The 19,747-nt window shown below is 61.6% G+C and carries 19 protein-coding genes; 18 read left to right on the top strand and 1 reads right to left on the bottom strand.

What is annotated here, in order from left to right:
• The first annotated feature begins 16 nt into the window (after positions 1-16).
• The 11 genes from JAB6_RS16290 to JAB6_RS16245 all read left to right on the top strand — a co-directional run bounded on the left by JAB6_RS16290 (position 17) and on the right by JAB6_RS16245 (position 11,740).
• Positions 17-664 carry a response regulator transcription factor gene (locus JAB6_RS16290; protein WP_034753998.1) on the top strand — a complete coding sequence of 216 codons (648 nt, stop codon included), beginning with the start codon at positions 17-19 and terminating at the stop codon, positions 662-664.
• Positions 665-862: 198 nt separating this feature from the next.
• Positions 863-2,434: a diguanylate cyclase gene (locus JAB6_RS16285; RefSeq protein ID WP_070303640.1), complete on the top strand. Its 1,572-nt coding sequence runs from the start codon at positions 863-865 to the stop codon at positions 2,432-2,434.
• A gap of 285 nt (positions 2,435-2,719) precedes the next feature.
• Positions 2,720-3,313, top strand: coding sequence for a PEP-CTERM sorting domain-containing protein (locus JAB6_RS29370; protein WP_083292751.1), 594 nt, complete (start codon positions 2,720-2,722; stop codon positions 3,311-3,313).
• Between the two features lie 482 nt (positions 3,314-3,795).
• Entirely contained in the window at positions 3,796-5,280 is a 1,485-nt protein-coding gene (locus JAB6_RS16280) for a flagellin (protein WP_070303639.1), read from the top strand.
• Between the two features lie 84 nt (positions 5,281-5,364).
• Positions 5,365-5,730, top strand: a complete 366-nt coding sequence (locus JAB6_RS16275) for a flagellar protein FlaG (protein ID WP_070303638.1) — start codon at positions 5,365-5,367, stop codon at positions 5,728-5,730.
• 233 nt (positions 5,731-5,963) lie between these two features.
• Positions 5,964-8,642 (top strand): flagellar filament capping protein FliD, encoded by a 2,679-nt coding sequence (gene fliD, locus JAB6_RS16270; protein ID WP_252867337.1) that lies wholly within the window; start codon positions 5,964-5,966, stop codon positions 8,640-8,642.
• A gap of 22 nt (positions 8,643-8,664) precedes the next feature.
• Positions 8,665-9,111: a flagellar export chaperone FliS gene (gene fliS, locus JAB6_RS16265; protein ID WP_034754008.1), complete on the top strand. Its 447-nt coding sequence runs from the start codon at positions 8,665-8,667 to the stop codon at positions 9,109-9,111.
• A gap of 3 nt (positions 9,112-9,114) precedes the next feature.
• Entirely contained in the window at positions 9,115-9,441 is a 327-nt protein-coding gene (locus tag JAB6_RS16260; RefSeq protein ID WP_070303636.1) for a flagellar protein FliT, read from the top strand.
• 26 nt (positions 9,442-9,467) lie between these two features.
• Positions 9,468-10,649: a flagellar hook-length control protein FliK gene (locus JAB6_RS16255; RefSeq protein WP_070303635.1), complete on the top strand. Its 1,182-nt coding sequence runs from the start codon at positions 9,468-9,470 to the stop codon at positions 10,647-10,649.
• Positions 10,642-10,968: an EscU/YscU/HrcU family type III secretion system export apparatus switch protein gene (locus tag JAB6_RS16250; protein WP_034754014.1), complete on the top strand. Its 327-nt coding sequence runs from the start codon at positions 10,642-10,644 to the stop codon at positions 10,966-10,968. Before JAB6_RS16255 ends, JAB6_RS16250 begins: the two co-directional genes overlap by 8 nt.
• Positions 10,969-10,993: 25 nt before the next feature.
• The gene (locus JAB6_RS16245) at positions 10,994-11,740 is read left to right on the top strand and encodes a flagellar brake protein (RefSeq protein WP_083292750.1); all 747 of its coding nucleotides are present in this window, start codon (positions 10,994-10,996) and stop codon (positions 11,738-11,740) included.
• A gap of 71 nt (positions 11,741-11,811) precedes the next feature.
• On the opposite strand, the gene fliE is transcribed toward JAB6_RS16245, so the two are convergent.
• Entirely contained in the window at positions 11,812-12,114 is a 303-nt protein-coding gene (fliE, locus tag JAB6_RS16240) for a flagellar hook-basal body complex protein FliE (protein WP_230517249.1), read from the bottom strand.
• A gap of 328 nt (positions 12,115-12,442) precedes the next feature.
• Between fliE and fliF the strand changes: the two genes are divergently transcribed.
• From fliF to fliL, 7 genes are all read left to right on the top strand, one after another.
• Positions 12,443-14,158 (top strand): flagellar basal-body MS-ring/collar protein FliF, encoded by a 1,716-nt coding sequence (gene fliF, locus JAB6_RS16235; protein WP_070303633.1) that lies wholly within the window; start codon positions 12,443-12,445, stop codon positions 14,156-14,158.
• On the top strand, positions 14,151-15,149 hold the full coding sequence (gene fliG / locus JAB6_RS16230; protein WP_034754023.1) for a flagellar motor switch protein FliG: 999 nt from the start codon (positions 14,151-14,153) through the stop codon (positions 15,147-15,149). Before fliF ends, fliG begins: the two co-directional genes overlap by 8 nt.
• Complete coding sequence (gene fliH / locus JAB6_RS16225) at positions 15,142-15,894, top strand: flagellar assembly protein FliH (RefSeq protein WP_302622674.1); 753 nt, start codon at positions 15,142-15,144, stop codon at positions 15,892-15,894. The genes fliG and fliH overlap by 8 nt, the downstream gene beginning before the upstream one ends.
• Before the next feature lie 89 nt (positions 15,895-15,983).
• Entirely contained in the window at positions 15,984-17,300 is a 1,317-nt protein-coding gene (gene fliI / locus JAB6_RS16220; protein ID WP_235194273.1) for a flagellar protein export ATPase FliI, read from the top strand.
• 32 nt (positions 17,301-17,332) lie between these two features.
• Complete coding sequence (gene fliJ / locus JAB6_RS16215; RefSeq protein WP_070303632.1) at positions 17,333-17,773, top strand: flagellar export protein FliJ; 441 nt, start codon at positions 17,333-17,335, stop codon at positions 17,771-17,773.
• A gap of 19 nt (positions 17,774-17,792) precedes the next feature.
• Entirely contained in the window at positions 17,793-19,043 is a 1,251-nt protein-coding gene (locus JAB6_RS16210) for a flagellar hook-length control protein FliK (RefSeq protein ID WP_070303631.1), read from the top strand.
• Between the two features lie 186 nt (positions 19,044-19,229).
• Positions 19,230-19,742, top strand: a complete 513-nt coding sequence (fliL, locus tag JAB6_RS16205; RefSeq protein ID WP_034754032.1) for a flagellar basal body-associated protein FliL — start codon at positions 19,230-19,232, stop codon at positions 19,740-19,742.
• The last annotated feature ends 5 nt before the right edge of the window (positions 19,743-19,747 follow it).

Here is a 19,747-nt window from a genome sequence, read left to right as displayed (position 1 = left end):
AGGAAACAACGCAGTCATGAAAGAAAAAGCCACCATCCGGGTATTCATCGCCGACGATCATGCGATCGTGCGCGAAGGCTTGAAGCAAATCCTCGCCGATACCAAGGACATCATCGTGGCCGGCGAAGCCGAAAATGGCCACGACGCCATCAAGCTGTTCCGTGGCTCCAAATGCCAGGTGTTGCTGCTCGACATATCCCTGCCCGACCGCAGCGGCATCGAGGTACTCAAGCAGATCAAGAAGGAAAAGCCGGAACTGGCCGTGCTGATGCTGTCCATGCACCGCGAGGACCAGTACGCCATCCGTTCGCTCAAGGCGGGCGCGGCAGGCTACCTGACGAAACAGAGCGCGCCGCGCGAGCTGGTCACGGCCATCCGCCAGGTGGCGCAGGGCTTGAAATACATCAGCGCCTCGCTGGCGCAGGAACTGGCCAACACGGTGGGTGAAGACCACGAAACGGCCTTGCACGACACCTTGTCGGACCGCGAATACCAGACCCTGGTGATGATTGCCTCGGGCAAGGCCGTGGGCGCCATCGCCGAAGAGCTGAAATTGTCCGTGAAAACCGTCAGCGAATACCGCGCCCGCTTGCTGGTCAAGATGAAACTCAAGAATAGCGCGGAACTGACGCACTACGCGATCCGCAACCAGCTGGTGGATTGACGGCAAAGCGGCATGCCCGCTGGCATCGGGCGAATTGACAGGACTTCTCCTTGCTTCTCGCACAATAAGTTCTTTGCCAACTCGCATATCATGGGGATAATGAGAAATATCTGAAAAGGCTGTGCCTACATGTCCAGTAAATTGCCATCTTCACCAGCAAGCGCTCCCGCTGGCGCCACGAATACCGCCGCCGCGGCGATGAACCCGGCCGATATCGCCCGCGAAGCGTTTCGCCGCCTGGCCACGCGCCGCATCGCCCCCACGCCGAGCGCCTACCGCGATATCTACAATGAAATCGCCGGCATCAGCGAACCGGCGGACAGCCCTGCGGCGCCTGGTGCCGTGCTGGCCGCCAGCGCACCCACGGAGAGCGGCGCGGAAAACGTCCTGACGCAATTTGCCGCCAAGATGAGCGAATCCGCGGGCGAACTGGGCGACTTTGGCAAGCGTTTCCAGCGCGCACTGAAAGCGCGCGACTGGGACAGCTATGCGCGCACCCTGGCGCAGCTGGCGGAGAAACAGGTCAAGAAAGGCGGCGGCATCGAATTGCCGCCCCTGCCGGACGGCGAACAGACGCGCACCCTGCGTGAATTGCTCAGCCGTACCTTGGGCTTTGCCGTCGCCACCTTGCTGACGGGCACGCCCGCGCTGGTGGAAGAGGCCGAATCGCTGGGCGCGGCCATCAAGCAAGCCCATACGGAAGAAGCGCTGAACGAAGCGGCCCTGCGCCTGAAACAGCTGTGCTACCAGATCGAATTGAAAAGCGGCGACACGGCCGAGCAGCAGGAATTGCTGCTGCGCCTGTTCAAGCTGCTGCTCGACAACGTCAGCCAGTTGCTCGACGACGACAGCTGGCTGCGCGGCCAGGTCGATGCCGTGCAAAACCTGATCGCTGGCCCGCTCGACCAGCGCGCGCTGGAAGACGCCACGCGCAGCCTGAAGGAAGTCATCTACAAGCAAAGCCAGCTCAAGCACAGCCTGTCCGACGTCAAGCTGACGGTCAAGAACATGATGATGACCTTCATCGACCGCCTGGGCCAAGTGGCGGCCAGTACGGGCGACTTCCATGAAAAGATCGGCGGCTATTCGGAAAAGATCAGCCAGGCGGAAAATATCAGCGAACTGAACAGCGTTCTCGACGAAGTCCTGCGCGAAACGCGCATGGTGCAGAACGAGGCCTTGCGCGCACGTGACAAGATGGTGCTGGCGCGCCAGGAAGTGCAGGATGCGGAACAGCGCATCCACACCCTGGAAGCGAAACTCCAGCATATGAGCGAACTGGTGCGGGAAGACCAATTGACGGGCAGCCTGAACCGCCGTGGCCTGGACGACGTGTTCGAGCGCGAGACGGCCCGTTCCGACCGCCGCGGCACGCCGCTGTGCATCGCCATGCTGGACCTCGACGACTTCAAGCGCCTGAACGATACCTACGGCCACCTGGCCGGCGATGCCGCCTTGAAACACCTGGTAAAAATCGTCAAGGAAACCCTGCGCTCGATGGACGTCATCGCCCGCTTCGGCGGTGAGGAATTCCTCATCCTGCTGCCGGAAACGACGGTCGAGGCGGCCTCGTCGACGATGACGCGCCTGCAGCGCGAGCTGACCCGGCATTTCTTCTTGCACGACAACGAAAAAGTCTTGATCACCTTTTCCGCCGGCGTGGCCCTGCGCCTGCCCAACGAAGACCAGGCCGAGCTGGTCAAGCGCGCCGACCGCGCCATGTACCAGGCCAAGCAGACGGGCAAGAACCGGGTGGTGGTGGCGGAGTGAACCCATGTGGTACGAAGCAACACACAGCACCTCAATCACTTTGCCTCGGGGCATTACCGAAAAAAAATGACTCGGCGAATTACTAAAAAATTAACCTGGATCGTTTTAATGACTTAATTGGCAATGTAACATGGTTGTGTGCTTTTTTTTAAGAAAAGGCTACACACACCAGTTATGCCAATAATTTTATTAAATCAACCTTTCAGGGCATGCCATATGAAAAGAAGTCCACTTAAGTGCATTAAAAATATATCCTCAAATACCTTATTCGCGCTCGCAATCTTCATGGCTGCAATCATGCCTGCGGTCTCCCAGGCGGCTGTCAAAGAAATTTCCATCACAAGCAGCCAGCACCTATCAACTTTTTACAATACCCGCAACGGCAACACAAACACCTTAGATAGAGGTGAAGTAGGGGCTATTTTTGGCGAAGGCTATAGCCGCCTGTATGAAAAGTTCATCTTGCCAGCCTATGATCCCTCCGTCACGCTGACATCGGGGCTTTTATGGACACCGATAACTGCCCGTAGCATGGAGGTTTATCTTACCGATGGAAACTGGGTATCCTTTAATTACTATACCGCTCCGAATCCCATCGGGGGATTGGTAGCAAAGACAGCAACCAATATAAGCCAAAAAAAACCCATCGACCTGACAGAATATCTGAACAAGGCTTATAAAAATGGTACGCCTGTGGGATTCATGATGAAATCCTCTATAGAAGGACAAAACTGGACTGACTTCACCGGTTTTCCATCTGGCGCTCAAACATTGTCCCTGACATTTACCTCCGCAGTTCCCGAACCCGAAACTTATGCCATGTTACTCACAGGTTTAGGCTTGATGGGTTTCATCGTTCGACGTAAACGGAAATCGTGAACACAACAACTGGCGAATAATATGCTATCGCTTGTCGGGCACGAACGATCCGTCCGCCATATGACCTCACCAAAAAGTCCTGATCCACTTTTTCCTCGCCTATCCTGGCTCCTACCAACGAGGGCGAGGATGCTGGCCGCCTGAGTCCGTCCGGCCTACGCCATGCCGTCCCGCTGCCCAGCTGGACGGCAACTTCATGGCAAAACCAATAACACCCCCCTGCCTCCAGCACGCCGCCAGCATGCGCACCATATAAAAATAAAATTATTTTCACCCTAAAGTTTCCAAAAAGCATGTCGTCTAGCGCGCGGCATGCGACAAACTGAAGGGCTAAAAATTAAAATTTAAAGCACTTTTCGCCATAAATTTTCCCGCAGAGCAACCGTTACCCTAAACAACAGCGGCTTGATTGTCCCGGAACAGCGGGGCAGGCCAAAGTGACTAGCACATAGCGCAATGTAGTACCTGTCTGGAGAATTAACATGGCTGCAGTAATTAACACCAACATCGCTTCCCTGAACTCGCAACGCAACCTGGGCTCCTCGCAAGCATCCCTGAGCACCTCGCTGCAACGCTTGTCCTCTGGCTTGCGCATCAACAGCGCCAAGGATGATGCTGCTGGTCTGGCGATTTCCGACCGTATGACGTCGCAAATCCGCGGCATGACCCAAGCAACCCGCAATGCAAACGACGGCGTCTCGCTGGCCCAAACGGCCGAAGGTGCACTGTCGAGCTCGGGCGACATCCTGCAACGTATCCGCGAACTGGCCGTACAGTCGTCGAACTCGACCAACTCGTCGAGCGACCGCCAGGCGCTGCAAACCGAGGTGACGCAGCTGAACTCGGAACTGAACCGTATCGCCACGACCACCTCGTTCAACGGCCAGGCACTGCTCGATGGCACCATGGGTACGGCCAACTTCCAGGTCGGCGCCGATGCGAATCAGCTGATTTCCGCCAACGGCGCGAACTTCCTGACCAACACATATGGCAACAACCGCGTTGAAAACAACGCTACAGCGGCCAAACAAACCACGACCAACGTCGTTGCAGCCAAAGATGTCACCGTCAACGGCAAGCTGGGTACCGACAAGTACACCACTGTTGCAGGCGACACCGCCAAGTCGATCGCTGCCGCATTGAATGCCAAAACGGCAAGCACCGGCGTCACCGCCACGGCAAAAACCGAAGCCAACCTGGGTTTGGGCGCGGAATCGTACTCGTTCAAATTGAACGGCGATAATTCTGCACCTGCTGATGCCGTGACTGTTTCGTTCACCGTCACCGGCGCCGCCAATCAGGCTGCCGACTTTGCCGCCGGCATCAACGCGATCAATGCACAAACCGCCAAAACGGGCATCACGGCAAGTTTTGACGCCAAAAATCCTGGCATCAAGCTGAGTAATGCCAATGGTGCCGACATCCAGGTGACGAATGGCGCCACGGCTGCTGTCAAGCTGGACGTCAAAACCTACAACTTGGATAACACGTTGTCGGCGGCTGCTGATACCAAAGGTGCAGCTGCAGTTGGTATCGCCAACGGCAGCGTGACGTTCGATTCGGACAGCAGCTTCTCCGTGACCGATGCGGGTTCCGGCCTGGGCCTGGGTGCGGCGGCCGCTGGAACCACGAATGCTGGTTCGCAGCTGAAATCGGTTGCATCGCTGGACGTCACGACGTTTGCGGGCGCGCAATTGGCCCTGAAGATCACCGATGCGGCACTGTCGACGGTCAACAGCCAACGCGCTCAGTACGGTGCTTTGCAATCGCGCTTCTCCTCGGCGATTTCGAACCTGCAATCGACGACGGAAAACCTGTCCGCATCGCGCAGCCGCATCGTCGATACCGACTTCGCAGCAGAAACGGCCAGCCTGACCCGCGGCCAGATCCTGCAACAAGCTGGTACCGCCATGCTGGCGCAAGCAAACTCGCTGCCTAACGGCGTGCTGAGCCTGCTGCGCGGCTAATCTTCGATTAGTCTCGTCACATCGCCAGACCCAGGTTCCCCTGCCGGATTTTTTCGGCAGGGGAATTTTCACTAGGAGAGCACCATGACTATAGACACGATATCAGCCGCCTCGGCCAGCCGGATCGAGAAGAGTTACACTCCGGCAGACATCGCGCCGGCGCGTGCCGCGGCATCTCGCAGCACCACTGACGCCGTGACAACGCAGCAAAATGAGCAGGAACCCAGCCGCGCCCAATTGGACCAGGCGGTATCGGAACTGAACCAGTCATCACAAATCAAGACCCAGGGCCTGGAATTTTCCGTCGATGAGGACAGCCAGCGCACGGTCGTCATGGTGATCGACCAGGAAACCAAGGAAGTCTTGCGGCAGATCCCGACCAAGGAAGCCCTGGCGCTGGCCAAGGCCTTCGAGTCAGCCAAAGGCGCGCTCATCAGCCAAAGCGCCTGACGGATGCCATGCAAAACCGTCCGCGCTGCCATGTTTCGCCATGCATCAGCACGACACCGGGGTCCGCCAGCCAGCCTGCCGGCCCCCGTATTCTTATTACCACAAGAGCAACCCTTTACGCACACCAGGCCGCTTTTTTCCCCGAAATGAAAACAGCGCGGTAAATCCCCCTCTCAAGTCCTGATTGATTCTGCCGATAACAGCTTATATTAGTGTTTTCCTAGGAGCATGCAGTGGCCATCACACCAACCTTATCCTCTCCGGGCATCGGCAATAGCATGCTGGACGTCAATGCCATCATCGAGAAGCTGATGACGGCTGAGTCGGCGCCGCTGAATCTCTACGACAAGAAAACGGCCTCCTACCAGGCCAAGCTCAGCGCCCTGGGTACACTGGGCGGTTCGATCAGCACCTTCCAGAGCTCGCTGTCGTCACTGACCAACTCGAACAATTTCCGCGCCGTCAGCGCCACGCCATCGGATCCGCTGGTGCTGTCCGCCAGCGCTGGCGCCAAGGCCGTGGCCGGCACTTACAATATCAATGTCTCGCAGCTGGCGCAGGCGCAGACCCTGACGTCAGGTGGCATGGCCAGCAAGCTGTCGACCATCGGCCTGGGCGCCAAGACGACGATTTCCTTCCAGCTCGGCTCGGCCAGCGGCGGCACCTTTGGCACCAAAGGCACGGCCCTGAGCGGCAGCACACTGCTGAACGGCGTAAGCAACGGTTCGCTGAGCCTCAACGGCACGGCCATCCCGACGGACGCCAGCACGAAAAGCGCACGCGCGCTGGCCGATGCCATCAATGCCAAGAGCAGCACCACGGGCGTCACGGCGACAGCCCAGCCAGCAAGCAGTGATGCCGCCATGTTCGGCACGTATGGCAATGTCGCCACCAGCGGCGCGGGCAGCAGCTATTCCCTGTCCGTTGGCGGCATTGAAATCGTCTCGCAAGGCGAGAACGTGGCCGCCGGCGCCGGCATCACCGCCGCCAGCCTCGATGCGAAGCTGGAAGGGCCGAATGCCGTCTCGAATGCGCTGGCCGCGGCCAATATCACGGTCACGGGCAAGGCTGCCGATGGTACCTTGCAATTTACGCGCGCCGATGGCTCCAACATCAATATTGAAGAGGTCGTCACGGGTGGCGTCAGCGGTGGCATCGGCAAGGCAGCGGGCGCAAGCAACGATGGCTCGAATGTGACGATTGCCAGCGCCATCACCCTGACATCGGGCAATGCCAGCCCCATCATCATCGCTGGCAGCAATCCGGCCGCCGCCGGCCTGACGGCGGGCACCGTCGGCAGCTACATGGGTGCCGGTTTTACCCAGGATGCGACGCAGGCAACGGGGTCGGTCGTCATTGATTCGACAAACAATACCTTGCAAGGCATACGCGACGCCATCAACAACGCCGGTCTGGGCGTCACGGCCAGCATCGTTTCCGACGGCACGGATAAACCGTTCCACCTGGTGCTCAGCTCAAGCAAGACGGGCGCCAATTCGGCCATGAAAATCTCGCTGAGCGGCAGTGACGGCCAGCCCGCGGACAGCGCCCTGGAATCCTTGCTGGCCTACGACGTTGGCGGCGCGCAGAATCTGAAGCAGAACAGCGCGGCACAGAACACCATGTTCAGTGTTAACGGCATTCCCATCACCAGCAGCTCGAACAGCGTCGATACGGCAATCGAAGGCATTACCCTGAACATCGCGAAGGTCGGCAGCAGCAGCCTGTCCGTTGCCAAAGACACCACCACCGTCAAGACCAGCATCAACTCCTTCGTCAAGGCATACAACGAACTGAACACGGCGATCGGTAAAATGACGGCGTACAATCCTGACACCAAGACTGGCGGCGTGCTGCTGGGCGACTCGACCGTGCAATCGATCCAGAGCCAGCTGCGCCGACAGCTGGGCGCGCCGATCACCGGCTTGAACAGCACTATGAGTACCCTCAGCCAGGTGGGTATTTCTTTCCAGAAAGACGGCAGCCTGGCGCTGGATTCCAGCAAACTCGACAAGGCCATCAGTGCCAATTTCAGCGATATCGCTGGCCTGTTCTCGGCCATCGGCAAGACCAGCGACAGCAACGTCTCCTTTACCAGCTCGACGGCGGCAACCAAGCCCGGCACGTATGAACTGAGCATCACCACCATGGCCAGCCAGGGTTCGCTCACCTCGACCGGCGTGCTGGGCGCCAGCACGACCATCGCCAGCGATACCACCTGGAACGTGACCCTGAACGATACGGATCCTTCATCCGCCAAGAACACGGCCCAGGTGACGATACCGGCCGGCACCTACACACCGGCCCAGCTGGCGGCGCTGGTGCAATCGTCGATCAATGGCGTGAAAGCCTTCTCGGACAATGGCGCCACCGTGTCCGCCTCGATCGATGGCACGGGCAAGCTGGTGCTGGCCTCGAGCCGCTATGGTTCCGTGTCGAACCTGGCCCTGAGCAACGGCACGGGAACCACCATTGAAACCTTGTTTGGCACGGCCAAGCCCGTCAAGGGCGCCGACGTGGCTGGCACCTTGGGCGGACAACCGGTCATCGGCTCCGGTCAGACGCTGACGGGCGCGCCCGGTTCGTCGTCGGAAGGCTTGAAAATCGAGGTAACTGGCGGCACGATCGGCCCGCGCGGCACCGTCAGCTTCTCGCAAGGCTATGCCTACCAGCTGAACAATCTGGCCACCTCCTTCCTGGGGACGGACGGCATGATCACCGGCCGCACGAATGGCATCAACGAAACCCTGAAATCGGTGGCGGCGCAGCGCGACAAGTTCAGCGAAAAACTGACCGCCATCGAAGCGCGCTATCGCGCCCAGTTCTCGCGCCTCGACGTGTCGCTGAGTGCCATGCAGACTACGCAGACCTATCTGACCCAGCAGCTGGCCGCCATCGCCGCCAACCGTTAAGCGCTATCATCAGGAGAATTACATGTTTGGAACCCAACAACGCGGCGTCAACGCCTATGCCAAGGTCGGCCTGGAGACGGGCATCGTCTCGGCCTCGCCGCACAAGCTGATCGTGATGCTGTACGACGGCGCCCTGGTGGCAGTGCTCAGCGCACAGATGCACATGAAATCGGGCAATGTGCCGGAAAAAGGCAAGTCCATCTCGAAAGCCATCCAGATCATCGACAATGGCTTGCGCGCCAGCCTGGACAAGGACGCTGGCGGCCAGATCGCCGAAGGCCTCGACGCCCTGTACGAATACATGAGCGCGCGCCTGCTGATGGCCAACCTGAAAAACGACATCAGCCTGTTGGAAGAAGTGCAGCGCCTGCTGACCGACTTGCGCGAAACCTGGAACGCCATCGGCGCCACGCCGGCCGCCATTCCCGGCGCCGATTTGAAACGTATGCCCAGCCTTGCGAGCGCCTGACCCATGATGACCAATCAAGAAGTATTGACCACCTACGAAGCCATGCAGACCCTGACGGGCCGGATGGTGACCGCCGCCAGCAATGCCGACTGGGACGAGCTCGAAGCGCTGGAACAGCAAGTGAGCGCGCATGTGGCTGCGCTGAAGGCGAATGAAGAAAAAGTCGTGCTGGAAAGCGCCGGCCGCCAGCGCAAGGTCGCCCTGATCAAACAGATCCTCGAAGACGACCGCAAGATCCGCGATTTGACCATGCCGTGGATGGCCCACTTGTCCAAGCTGATCAACAGCACCGGCACCGAGCGGCGCCTGGCCAACGCCTACGGCGTCTAAACGCCCACGGGGCAAGGTCAGCTATCATGTTGCCGAAGATGGATGCGATCGGCATGACGCCCCTGACCCCGGTCAAGGGCACGCGGGCGGCCGACAGTGTCGCCGACCCACGCCAGGCCGAATTCCAGCGCTCGCTGCAGGGACTGATCGGCAAATCCATGCAGGGACAGGTGCTGGCCCGCATGGGCGACGGCAGCTTCCTCGTGCGCGTGGCCGGCACGCCGGCCCGCATGCAGCTGCCCGCCGGCGCCCAGCCGGGCACGGAAATCCCGCTGACCCTGATCGGCATCAATCCCCGCCCCTCTTTTCAAATCGGCAATAACCGCGACCAGCCCGCCAGCGCCCTGCTGACATATGCGGACGCGGAAGCCGAGCCCGAGGCAGCCGACCTGCGCGGCCCCCAGGCCGGTGCCGCCCAGGCGGGCACGCGCGCCAGCAGCACGGCCGCCACCCTGCTCAGCCGTGCACCCCTGACACCCGCCAATCTGCTGCCCGCCCTGGCCGGCGACACGCCCGCGCCAGAGCTGAGCACCACCGCGCGCGCCATCAGCACGGTGCTCAGCCAGGCCGAAAGCGTGCCCGGCGCACCCCTGTCGCTGGTCGGCAAGACGCCGCTGATGGCCACGCCGGGCGCCGCTCCGGCCCAGGTGGCCCAGAACCTGCGCGATGCGGTCGGCAGCAGCGGCCTGTTCTATGAATCGCACGTGGCCGAATGGGCCGAAGGCAAGCGGCCGCTGGCCTCGCTGCTGCTGGAGCCGCAAATGCAGAAGGCGGCACAGGGCGACATGGCCAGAACGGGCACCGACCTCGCTTCGGCGCAACTGATCAATTTGCAGCTGCATACGCACGAACAGGCGCGCGTGCAGTGGCAGGGCGAAGCCTGGCCCGGCCAGAAGATGCAGTGGGATATCAGCAAGGATGCGCCGGAAGGACAGCAGCACGAAGGACGCGATGGCGACGAGGAAGCGACGGCCTGGCGCAGCAATGTGCGCTTCCAGTTCCCCCTTCTGGGCGACCTGGCCGCGCATGTGGTCCTGCAGGGCGGCCGCGTATCCATCCAGTTGCAGGCGGGCAGCGAAGGCAGCGCCGACACCTTGCGCCAGCATGCGGCGCGGCTGGAAGCGTCGCTCGACGCGGCTGGCTGGCCATTGTCGTCGCTGATGATCGCCGGCAAGCCGGAGGCGGCGGCTGGAGAAGACGATGCTTGACGACAGCAGACGCAAGGTGCCGCAGACGGCCGTCGCGCTGGCCTACCAGAGCGGCACGCCGGCGCCCAAGGTGGTAGCCAAGGGCAGCGGCCTGATCGCGGACCAGATCATCAGCACGGCGCGCGAACACGGCGTGTTCGTGCATGAATCGAAGGAATTGGTGGCGCTGCTGATGGATGTCGACCTGGACCGCCAGATTCCGCCCGGCCTGTATCGGGCGATTGCGGAACTGCTGGCCTGGTTATATCATATTGAATCTGCGAATGGCGGGCCGATCCCGCCGCCGCCCGACACCAGCGTCAACCTCACCGATACATAGACAGGCATCAATGCAAGCACATATTATGGATTCCGGTCTCGAAAACTGGCATGATTTTGAAGTGGAATCGCGGCGGGAAATCATCGCCTTGCTGCGCGGCATCAGCGAAAAAAACCAGCTGATCCGCATGCTGATCCACGGTGAATCCGATGTGTGCGTCACGTCCATCCTGGAAGTCGATGCCGACCATAACACCGTCATCCTCGACCGTTCCGTGAACGCCGACCAGAACCGGCGCATGCTGGCCGCCACGGGCATTTCGTTTGAAACCTCGCTCGACAAGATCCGCATCCTGTTTGCCAGCGCCCAGGTGGAAGAGTGTAATTACGGCGGCACGCCCGCCTTGAAAATTGCCATTCCAGAAACACTGATCCGTTTGCAGCGGCGCGAGTACTACCGCATGACGACGCCCGTGAGCAATCCCGTGCGCGTCTCGATTCCCCTGCCACCCTCGCTGGGCGGCGCCGATACCCTGTTCCCGCTGGCCGACATCAGCTGCGGCGGCATCGCCATCCTCGACAATAAACTGATGCTGGGCGAAACCATCGGCAGGGACTATCCAGGCTGCCGCATCGACTTGCCCGACGTCGGCATCGTCACCGCGACTTTGCAAATTCGCAACTCGCTGGACATGACCCTGCTGAACAACAAACTGAACCGCCGCCTCGGCTGCCAGTTCGTCGACCTGCCGCGCAGCATGCTGGCGCACGTGCAGCGCTATATCACGCGGCTGGAGCGGGAGCGCAATGCTCGCATGGCTGGACTCAGCTGATAACCCAGCCGAAAGCTGGGGTCAGACCCGCCGGGTCTGACCCCGGAATTTGCCTTTGGGGTAAATTCACTTTAAACCTGCATATTCATGATCTCATGATACGCAGCAACTAACTTATTGCGCACCTGCACTGTCGCCTGGAATTCGATGCTCGACTTTTGCATCGCTACCATCACGTCCGACAGGCTGACCTTTTCGTCGCCCATGGTAAAGCGCTGGCCCAGCGCCGACGAAGCCTTTTGCGCGCCGCTCACGGAGTCGAGCGCGCTCTTGAAGGCATCGGCAAAATTCACCTTCGCCGCCGGCATCTCGGTCTGGATCGCCGGTATTTTCGCCTCCGGCCGCGTGGCCGCCGACTTCAGTTGCGCGATCATCGCCTCGATCCTGCTGCTATCGATACCGCCTGTTTTCACTTTGCCTCCCGATTCTGGTCTGCTTCATATCTGTTCCATGCCTGTTGCACCCAGAGAACAAAACCCTGGCTTGCAAGGCAACGACGGGTACAATAACTTCCGTCACATGTTGCCAGGGTTCCACAATACCAGCGCCAACGCCAGCCGCTCGGCCGAGCAGGCGGCAAAAGCGCCTTCTATTTGGACGATTGAAGCGCGTGACAGTGGCGGATAATTCTGCATATCGCCCCCTCCTCCAGTGGAAGCGGCCCCCACTCATTAGCAAACATACGCGCCCCGGAAGGCAATCATGGCTGTAGCCGAAGAAATCGATGTGAACCGCATACCGCCGGAACCGGCGCCTGCCCGCTCGCCCGTGGAGTCCGTGCAAGCGTTCGCCAAGACGCCGATGGGCAAGAATTTCTTGCGCGGCCTGGGCGTGGCGGCACTGATCGCCATCGGCGTGGCCCTGTACATGTGGAACCAGCCGCCTGAATACAAAGTCCTGTTCTCCAATTACACGGACCGCGACGGCGGCGCCATCACCGCTTCGCTGGACCAGCTGGGCATCAAGCACAAGTTTTCCGAAGGCGGCGGCGCCATTCTCGTGCCATCCGAGCAAGTCCACGACGCGCGCCTGAAACTGGCCGCGCAAGGCTTGCCGAAGGGCGGCAACGTGGGCTTCGAACTGATGGAAAACCAGAAGCTGGGCGTGTCGCAATTCCTGGAACAGGTCAATTTCCAGCGCGCACTGGAAGGCGAACTGGCCAAATCGATCGAATCCGTCTCCGCCGTCGATACGGCGCGTGTCCACCTGGCCCTGCCGAAACCGTCCGTCTTCGTGCGCGAACAGCAAAAACCGACGGCTTCCGTGCTGCTGAACCTGCATCCGGGCCGCGGCCTCGATCAGCTGCAGGTGAGCGCCATCGTCCACCTGGTGGCGTCGAGCGTACCGGAATTGCTGCCGATCAATGTCACCGTGGTCGACCAGGCCGGCACCTTGCTGTCGAACCAGGAAAAGGACAAGGACCGCGCCAACGGCATCAAGAGCCTGGACCCGAACCAGCTGAAGTACGTGCAGCAGTTGCAGCAAAGCGTGATCAAGCAGGTCGAATCGATCTTGCTGCCCATCGTCGGCGAAGGCAATGTGCGCGCCGAAGCGACGGCCGATGTCGATTTCTCGCAAAGCGAGCAGGCGGCCGAAACCTACAAGCCGAATTCGCCGCCGGAAGCGTCCACCATCCGCAGCCAGCAAACGAGCGAGTCGACGGCCGCCGGCAATGCCAACCCATCCGGCGTGCCGGGTGCGCTGTCGAACCAGCCGCCTGGCGTGGCGACGGCGCCATTGACGGCCGAGGCGCCAGGCGCCCCGGGCGGCGCACCGACGGCGCCGACACAGAAGGAATCGACGACGAATTATGAAGTCGACAAGACCGTGCGTTACGAGCAGAAGTCCATGGGCGGCTTGCGCCGCCTGTCGGTGGCCGTCGTCGTCAACTATCGCCGTACTTTCGACAAGGATGGCAAGGTCACGGTCAAGCCGATTTCCCCTGCCGAAATGGTCCAGATCAATAATCTGGTCAAGGAAGCGATGGGCTATAACAAGGAACGCGGCGACAGCTTCAGCGTGGCCAACTCGCCGTTCGACGGCATCGACCGTGCGCCGGAAGGCAAGCTCGAGTGGTGGCGCGACCCGGCCAACTTGCCGCTGGCCAAGGAATTGGCGAAATTCCTCATCACGGCCCTGATCCTGCTGTATATCTTCATCAAGATCGTGCGCCCGATGTTGCGCCCCGTGATGCGCAAGATCGACGATTTCGGCGCACCGCCGCCCGTCATCGAGCCGGAACTGGAGAAGACGGACGAAGAAAACGAAGTCCTGCTCAGCGAAGCGGAACTGGAAGAACTGGAAGAAGACACTGCCCGCGGTTATCGCGAAAACCTGGCGATGGCCAGAAAACTGGCGCAGGAAGACCCGCGCGTGGTGGCCAACGTGATCAAAGCATGGATAGGCAATAATGACTGAGACAACGGGACTGCAAAAAGCATCGATCCTGATGCTGGCACTGGGCGAGAGCGAAGCGGCCGAAGTGATGAAATTCCTCGGCCCGCGCGAAGTGCTGAAACTGGGCGCCGCCATGGCCACCATGAAGGGTATCGCGCACGAGCAGGTGGTCGAGGTGCTCGGCGACTTCCGCGCGCAGACGGAACTCAATTCCACGGTCGGCCTCGATTCGGACGAGTACATCCGCCAGGTGCTGACCAAGGCGCTGGGCGACGACAAGGCGTCCGTGCTGCTGTCACGCATCCTGGGCGGCAAGGACGCGTCCGGCATCGAATCGCTGAAATGGATGGATTCGCAATCCGTGTCCGAGCTGATCCGCAACGAACACCCGCAGATCATCGCCACCATCCTCGTCCACCTGGAGCGCGACCAGGCTTGCGAAATCCTCGGCCATTTCACGGACCGTTTGCGCAACGACGTGGTCTTGCGCATCGCCACCCTGGACGGCGTGCAGCCGGCCGCCTTGCGCGAACTTAACGACGTGCTGACGAAACTGCTGTCGGGTAACGAAAACATCAAGAAATCGTCGCTGGGCGGCGTGCGCGCGGCAGCCGAGATCCTGAACTTCATGAGCGGCGAGCAAGAAGGCTCCGTCATGGACAACATCAAGAACTACGACAACGACATGGCGCAAAAGATCATGGACGAAATGTTCGTGTTCGACAACGTGATCGATATCGACGATCGCGGCATCCAGTTGCTGCTGCGCGAAGTGCAGTCGGAAATGCTGATCATCGCCCTGAAAGGCGCCTCGCAAGAGCTGCGCGACAAGATCTTCAAGAACATGTCGCAGCGCGCCGGCGAGATGATGCGCGAAGACCTCGAGTCGAAAGGCCCCGTGCGCCTATCGGAAGTGGAATCGCAGCAGAAACAGATCCTGCAGATCGTGCGCCGCCTGGCGGACGAAGGGCAGATTGTCCTAGGCGGAAAAGGCGAGGATTCGTTTGTCTAATTTGATTCCCAAAGAGCAGCAAACCGCCTACCAGCGCTGGGAAATGACCTCGTTTGGCGACGAGCGTCCCAGCGTGGTGGCGGCGCGCAAGCTGCTGGAACCGGACCCCGAGCCCGAGCTAGACCCGTTTGCCGAACTGCACGAGGAAGAGCTGGCCCCGCCGCTCGAATACCCGACGCAGGAAGAGCTCGACGCCATCCGCGAGGAAGCGCGCGCCACGGCCTTCGAGGAAGGCCGCGCGGCCGGCTATGCGGAAGGCCATGCGGCCGGACATGCCGATGGCCATGCCGAATCGTATGCGCAAGGCAAGGCGGCCTCCGCCGTGGAACTGGCGCACCTGCAAACCATCGCCGTCGACTTCGGCACGGCCGTGCACCAGGCAGACGAACTGATCGCCAACGACGTGATGGAACTGGCCCTGCAGCTGGCCAAGGGCATGCTGAAAACTGCCTTGCCCGTGCGCCCCGAACTGATGCTGCCCGTGGTGCGCGAAGCCATCGAATACTTGCCCGTGCTGCAACAACCGGCCTTGCTGATGCTCAATCCGGAAGATGCGCAAGTGGTGCGCGACGGCATCGGCGATGAGCTCGACAAGGGCGGCTGGCGTGTCATCGAAGACCCCAGCGTGGAACGCGGCGGTTGCAAGATCGACACGGCCAGCAACCAGATCGACGCGCAGACATCCACCCGCTGGCAGCGCCTGACGCATGCGCTGGGCAAAGACCTGGACTGGCTGGCGCCGTGAGCGAGCCCGTCAAAGGCCCCACGGCCCATGCGGCGCGCTGGCGCGCCTACCTGAGCGACTGTTCGGCCGTCGTCGGCTTTGTCGAACCGATGCAAATTTCAGGCCGGGTCACGCGCGTGGCCGGTCTCGTGATGGAAGCCGTGGGCTTGCGCCTGGCCGTCGGCGCCGCCTGTACCGTGCCGCTGCCAAATGGCGGCCGGGTCGAGGCGGAAGTGGTGGGCTTTGAAGGCGAGCGCCTGTTTCTGATGCCGCAAAGCGACGTCGAGGGCATCGTGCCCGGCACGCGCGTGTTTTCCGTCGAACCGGCCATCCCCCGCCCCGGCAGCGTGGCGCACCCGCGCCGCCGCCCCAGCGACCGCGCGCGCCACTTGCCCGTGGGGCCGCAACTGCTGGGCCGCGTGCTCGATGGCGCTGGCCGCCCGCTCGACCAGCTCGGTCCCCTGCACACGGTCGACAGCGCCCCCATCAATGTACGTCCCGCCAATCCGCTGGGCCGCGCGCCCATCGTCGATACCTTGGACGTGGGCGTACGCTCGATCAACGCCATGCTGACCGTAGGCCGTGGCCAGCGCATGGGCCTGTTCGCCGGTTCCGGCGTCGGTAAAAGCGTGCTGCTTGGCATGATGGCCCGCTACACGGAAGCGGACGTGATCGTCGTCGGCCTGATCGGCGAACGGGGCCGCGAGGTGAAGGAATTCATCGAGCAAATCCTGGGCGCCGAAGGCCTGGCCCGTTCCGTCGTCGTGGCCGCGCCGGCCGACACGCCACCGCTGATGCGCCTGCAAGGGGCCGCATATGCGACGGCCATTGCCGAGTATTTCCGCGACCAGGGGCAGAACGTGCTGTTGATCATGGATTCGCTGACCCGCTACGCCATGGCACAGCGCGAAATCGCCCTGGCCATCGGCGAACCGCCCGCCACCAAGGGCTATCCGCCGTCCGTCTTCGCCAAGCTGCCCGTGCTGGTGGAGCGGGCCGGCAATGGCGAGGAAGGCGGCGGCTCGATCACGGCCTTCTACACCGTGCTGACCGAAGGCGACGACCAGCAGGACCCGATCGCCGACTCGGCGCGCGCCATCCTGGACGGCCATATCGTGCTGAACCGGCGCCTGGCCGAGGCGGGCCATTATCCGGCCATCGACATCGAGCAATCGATTTCGCGCGCGGCCCACTCGATCACCACGCACGAGCACCAGCAGCAGGCGCGCAAGCTGAAACAGCTGTATTCGCGCTATGAGCGCAGCCGCGACCTGATCAGCGTGGGCGCCTACAGCGCCGGCACCGACCCCGTGCTGGACCAGGCCATCGCCCTGCATGAAAAGATCGAGGCGTTTTTGCAACAGCAAATCACGGAGCGGGTCAGCATGGACGAGAGCTTGGGGCAACTTACCGCTCTATTCGACTGATTAGGACTTGCATAGCGGGAATATAATCAGCCATGGCTTCTCCTTCCCAACTTGCAACCCTGATCGACCTTGCCCAGCGCGAAACGGACGACTGCGCCAAGCGCCTGGGCGCGGCCCTGAAGGCGCTCGACGATTGCCGCCAGAAGCTCGACATGCTGTCCGGCTACCGCGACGACTATGCCAAGCGCTTCGAGGCGAGCATGAGCAGCGGCATCACGCCGATGGCTTACCGCAATTTCCAGGCTTTCATGGGCAAGCTCGACAGCGCCATCATGGGCCAGCAGCAAGTGGTCGAGCATGCGCAAGCGCGCAGCGACAATGAAAAGATGCGCTGGCAGCTGGCCGAACGCAAGCGCATGTCGTACACCACCCTGAACAACCGGGCGCAGGAACAGGCGCTGAAGCTGGAAAACAAGCGCGACCAGAAAGCAATGGATGAGCACGCGGCGCGACAAGCCTATTACAAACGCTAAGCAACACTAAGGCAGCATCATGCAAACCCAGCCAACCCCGATTTCCCAGATTATCTCGCCGAACGCCACGCCGGGCGCAGCCAACCGCAGCCAGCCGTCCACCAGCGGCACGGCGGGCGACTTCCAGCGCACCCTGAACCGCCAGATCGAGCAACGCCAGGCCAGCCGAAATATGGCGCAAACGCAAGCGGCAGCACCGGCGGCGCGTCCTGCCAGCCCCGCCGCCACGCCAGCGCCCGCCAATGAAGCGAAGCCGGCGCAAGCGGGCACAGAACAGGCCGCCAGCAGCGAACAACCGCCAGCACAGTCCACCGAAGCGGCGGCCCCCCCCGCCACCGACAGCACCGTCGCCGAGGCCAACGTTCCCGCCGAAACAGCGCCGCCAGCCGATCCGGCCGCCGCGATGCTGGCCCTCGTGGGCAACATCCAGCTGGCCATCCAGCCGCCAGCGGCCAAAGCCATGCCGGAACTGCCCGCGCGTTCCAGCGTCAAGGCCGACGGCAAGGGCCTGGCAACTGGACCATTGCTGGCAGCCGGCCAGGGCAGCGGCAAGGCCGCCGTCATCGCGCAAGCGGACAGCGGCGACTTTGCCGACAGCCTGGGCCAGGCCCAGGGCAAGGCGGCCGCCACACCAGGCACCGGCGTGCCGGCAGGCAAGGCCGAACCGGGCAAGCTGGCCATCGACGCCCAGCTGGCAGCCACCGCCAAGGCGGGTGCCGCCGTGGCCGAACCGATCCTCAAGGAAACACCAGCCGACCTGAGCCGCCTGGCGGCCCAGTTGCAGCCAGGCGCGCTGCAGCAGGCTGCCGCCGCCTTGGCCGTGCCGGCCGACAAGCTGACGGGCCGGGTCGGCTCGCCAGCCTGGGACCAGCAACTGGGGCAGAAAGTCGTGTGGATGGCGGCCGGTGGCGACCAGAGCGCCACCCTGACCCTGAATCCGCCCGACCTGGGTCCCGTGCAAGTGGTCTTGACGGTGACCAATGACCAGGCCGACGCCGCCTTCATGTCGGCCCAGCCGGAAGTACGCCAGGCGCTGGAAGCGGCCATGCCGCGCCTGCGCGAAATGATGAGCGAAGCGGGCATCGCCTTCGGCAGCGCCACCGTCTCGGCCGGCACGCCGGAACAGCAAAACAATGGCGAACGCGCCGCCTCGGGCGAACGCCGTGGCAATGGCCAGGGCGGCGGCACTTCCGGAGGCGAGATCGCCATCGCCCCGGCGACGGGCGGACGCAGCCGGGCCAGCCTGAGTGCCGTGGATACCTTTGCCTGAGGACAATTCGTCGTCCGCAGGCCACAGGCGCGCCCCACGGCATAACTTTTCGTATAAAAACAGCGAGTTGAGGGCGCTTCCGCCCTCTTTTCACTGCATCCTTCTGCGCAGAATTTGCCGATAATGACATAATGGCGTCGTGATCCACTTCCATGCACCCGAGTACCATTGAAAGCAAATCCAAAAATGAAAGCAGATCCGAAAGCAGATGCAGGCCTGGCTCCCGCCGGCGCCTCGAAAAAGAAGCTTCTGATCATTGTGCTGGCCTCGGTGCTGGTGGCCGGCGGCATCGGTGGCGGTGCCGCCTGGTACTTCCTGCATGGCAAGGCCGATAAAGAAGAATCGGCACCGAGCAAGAAAAAACATGCCGCTTCCAAGGCAGGTCCACCCGTATTCGTGCCCGTCGATGCGTTCACCGTCAACTTGCAGCCGGAAAATGGCGAGCAATACCTGCAGATCGCGTTTACCCTGCAGGTGGGCAGCCCGGAAGAAATGGATTCCATCAAGCTGAACATGCCGAAAGTGCGCAGCCGCTTGCTGTTGCTGCTGTCGGGCAAGAAGGCGTCCGAACTCAATACCGTGGAAGGCAAGCAGCAGCTGGCGGCCGAAATCATCAATCAGGTGAACCAGCCGTTCGAGGACAAAGGGCCGGAGCAGGACGTGACGGACGTATTATTTACCGCATTCATCATTCAATAAGCAGC

Origin of the sequence: Janthinobacterium sp. HH104 (assembly GCF_001758715.1) — a bacterium.
In the GTDB taxonomy this organism is placed as follows: Bacteria; Pseudomonadota; Gammaproteobacteria; order Burkholderiales; family Burkholderiaceae_D; genus Janthinobacterium; species Janthinobacterium aestuarii.
The sequence above is the reverse complement of the archived record's forward strand: the minus strand, read 5'-3'. Positions and strand labels throughout refer to the sequence as shown.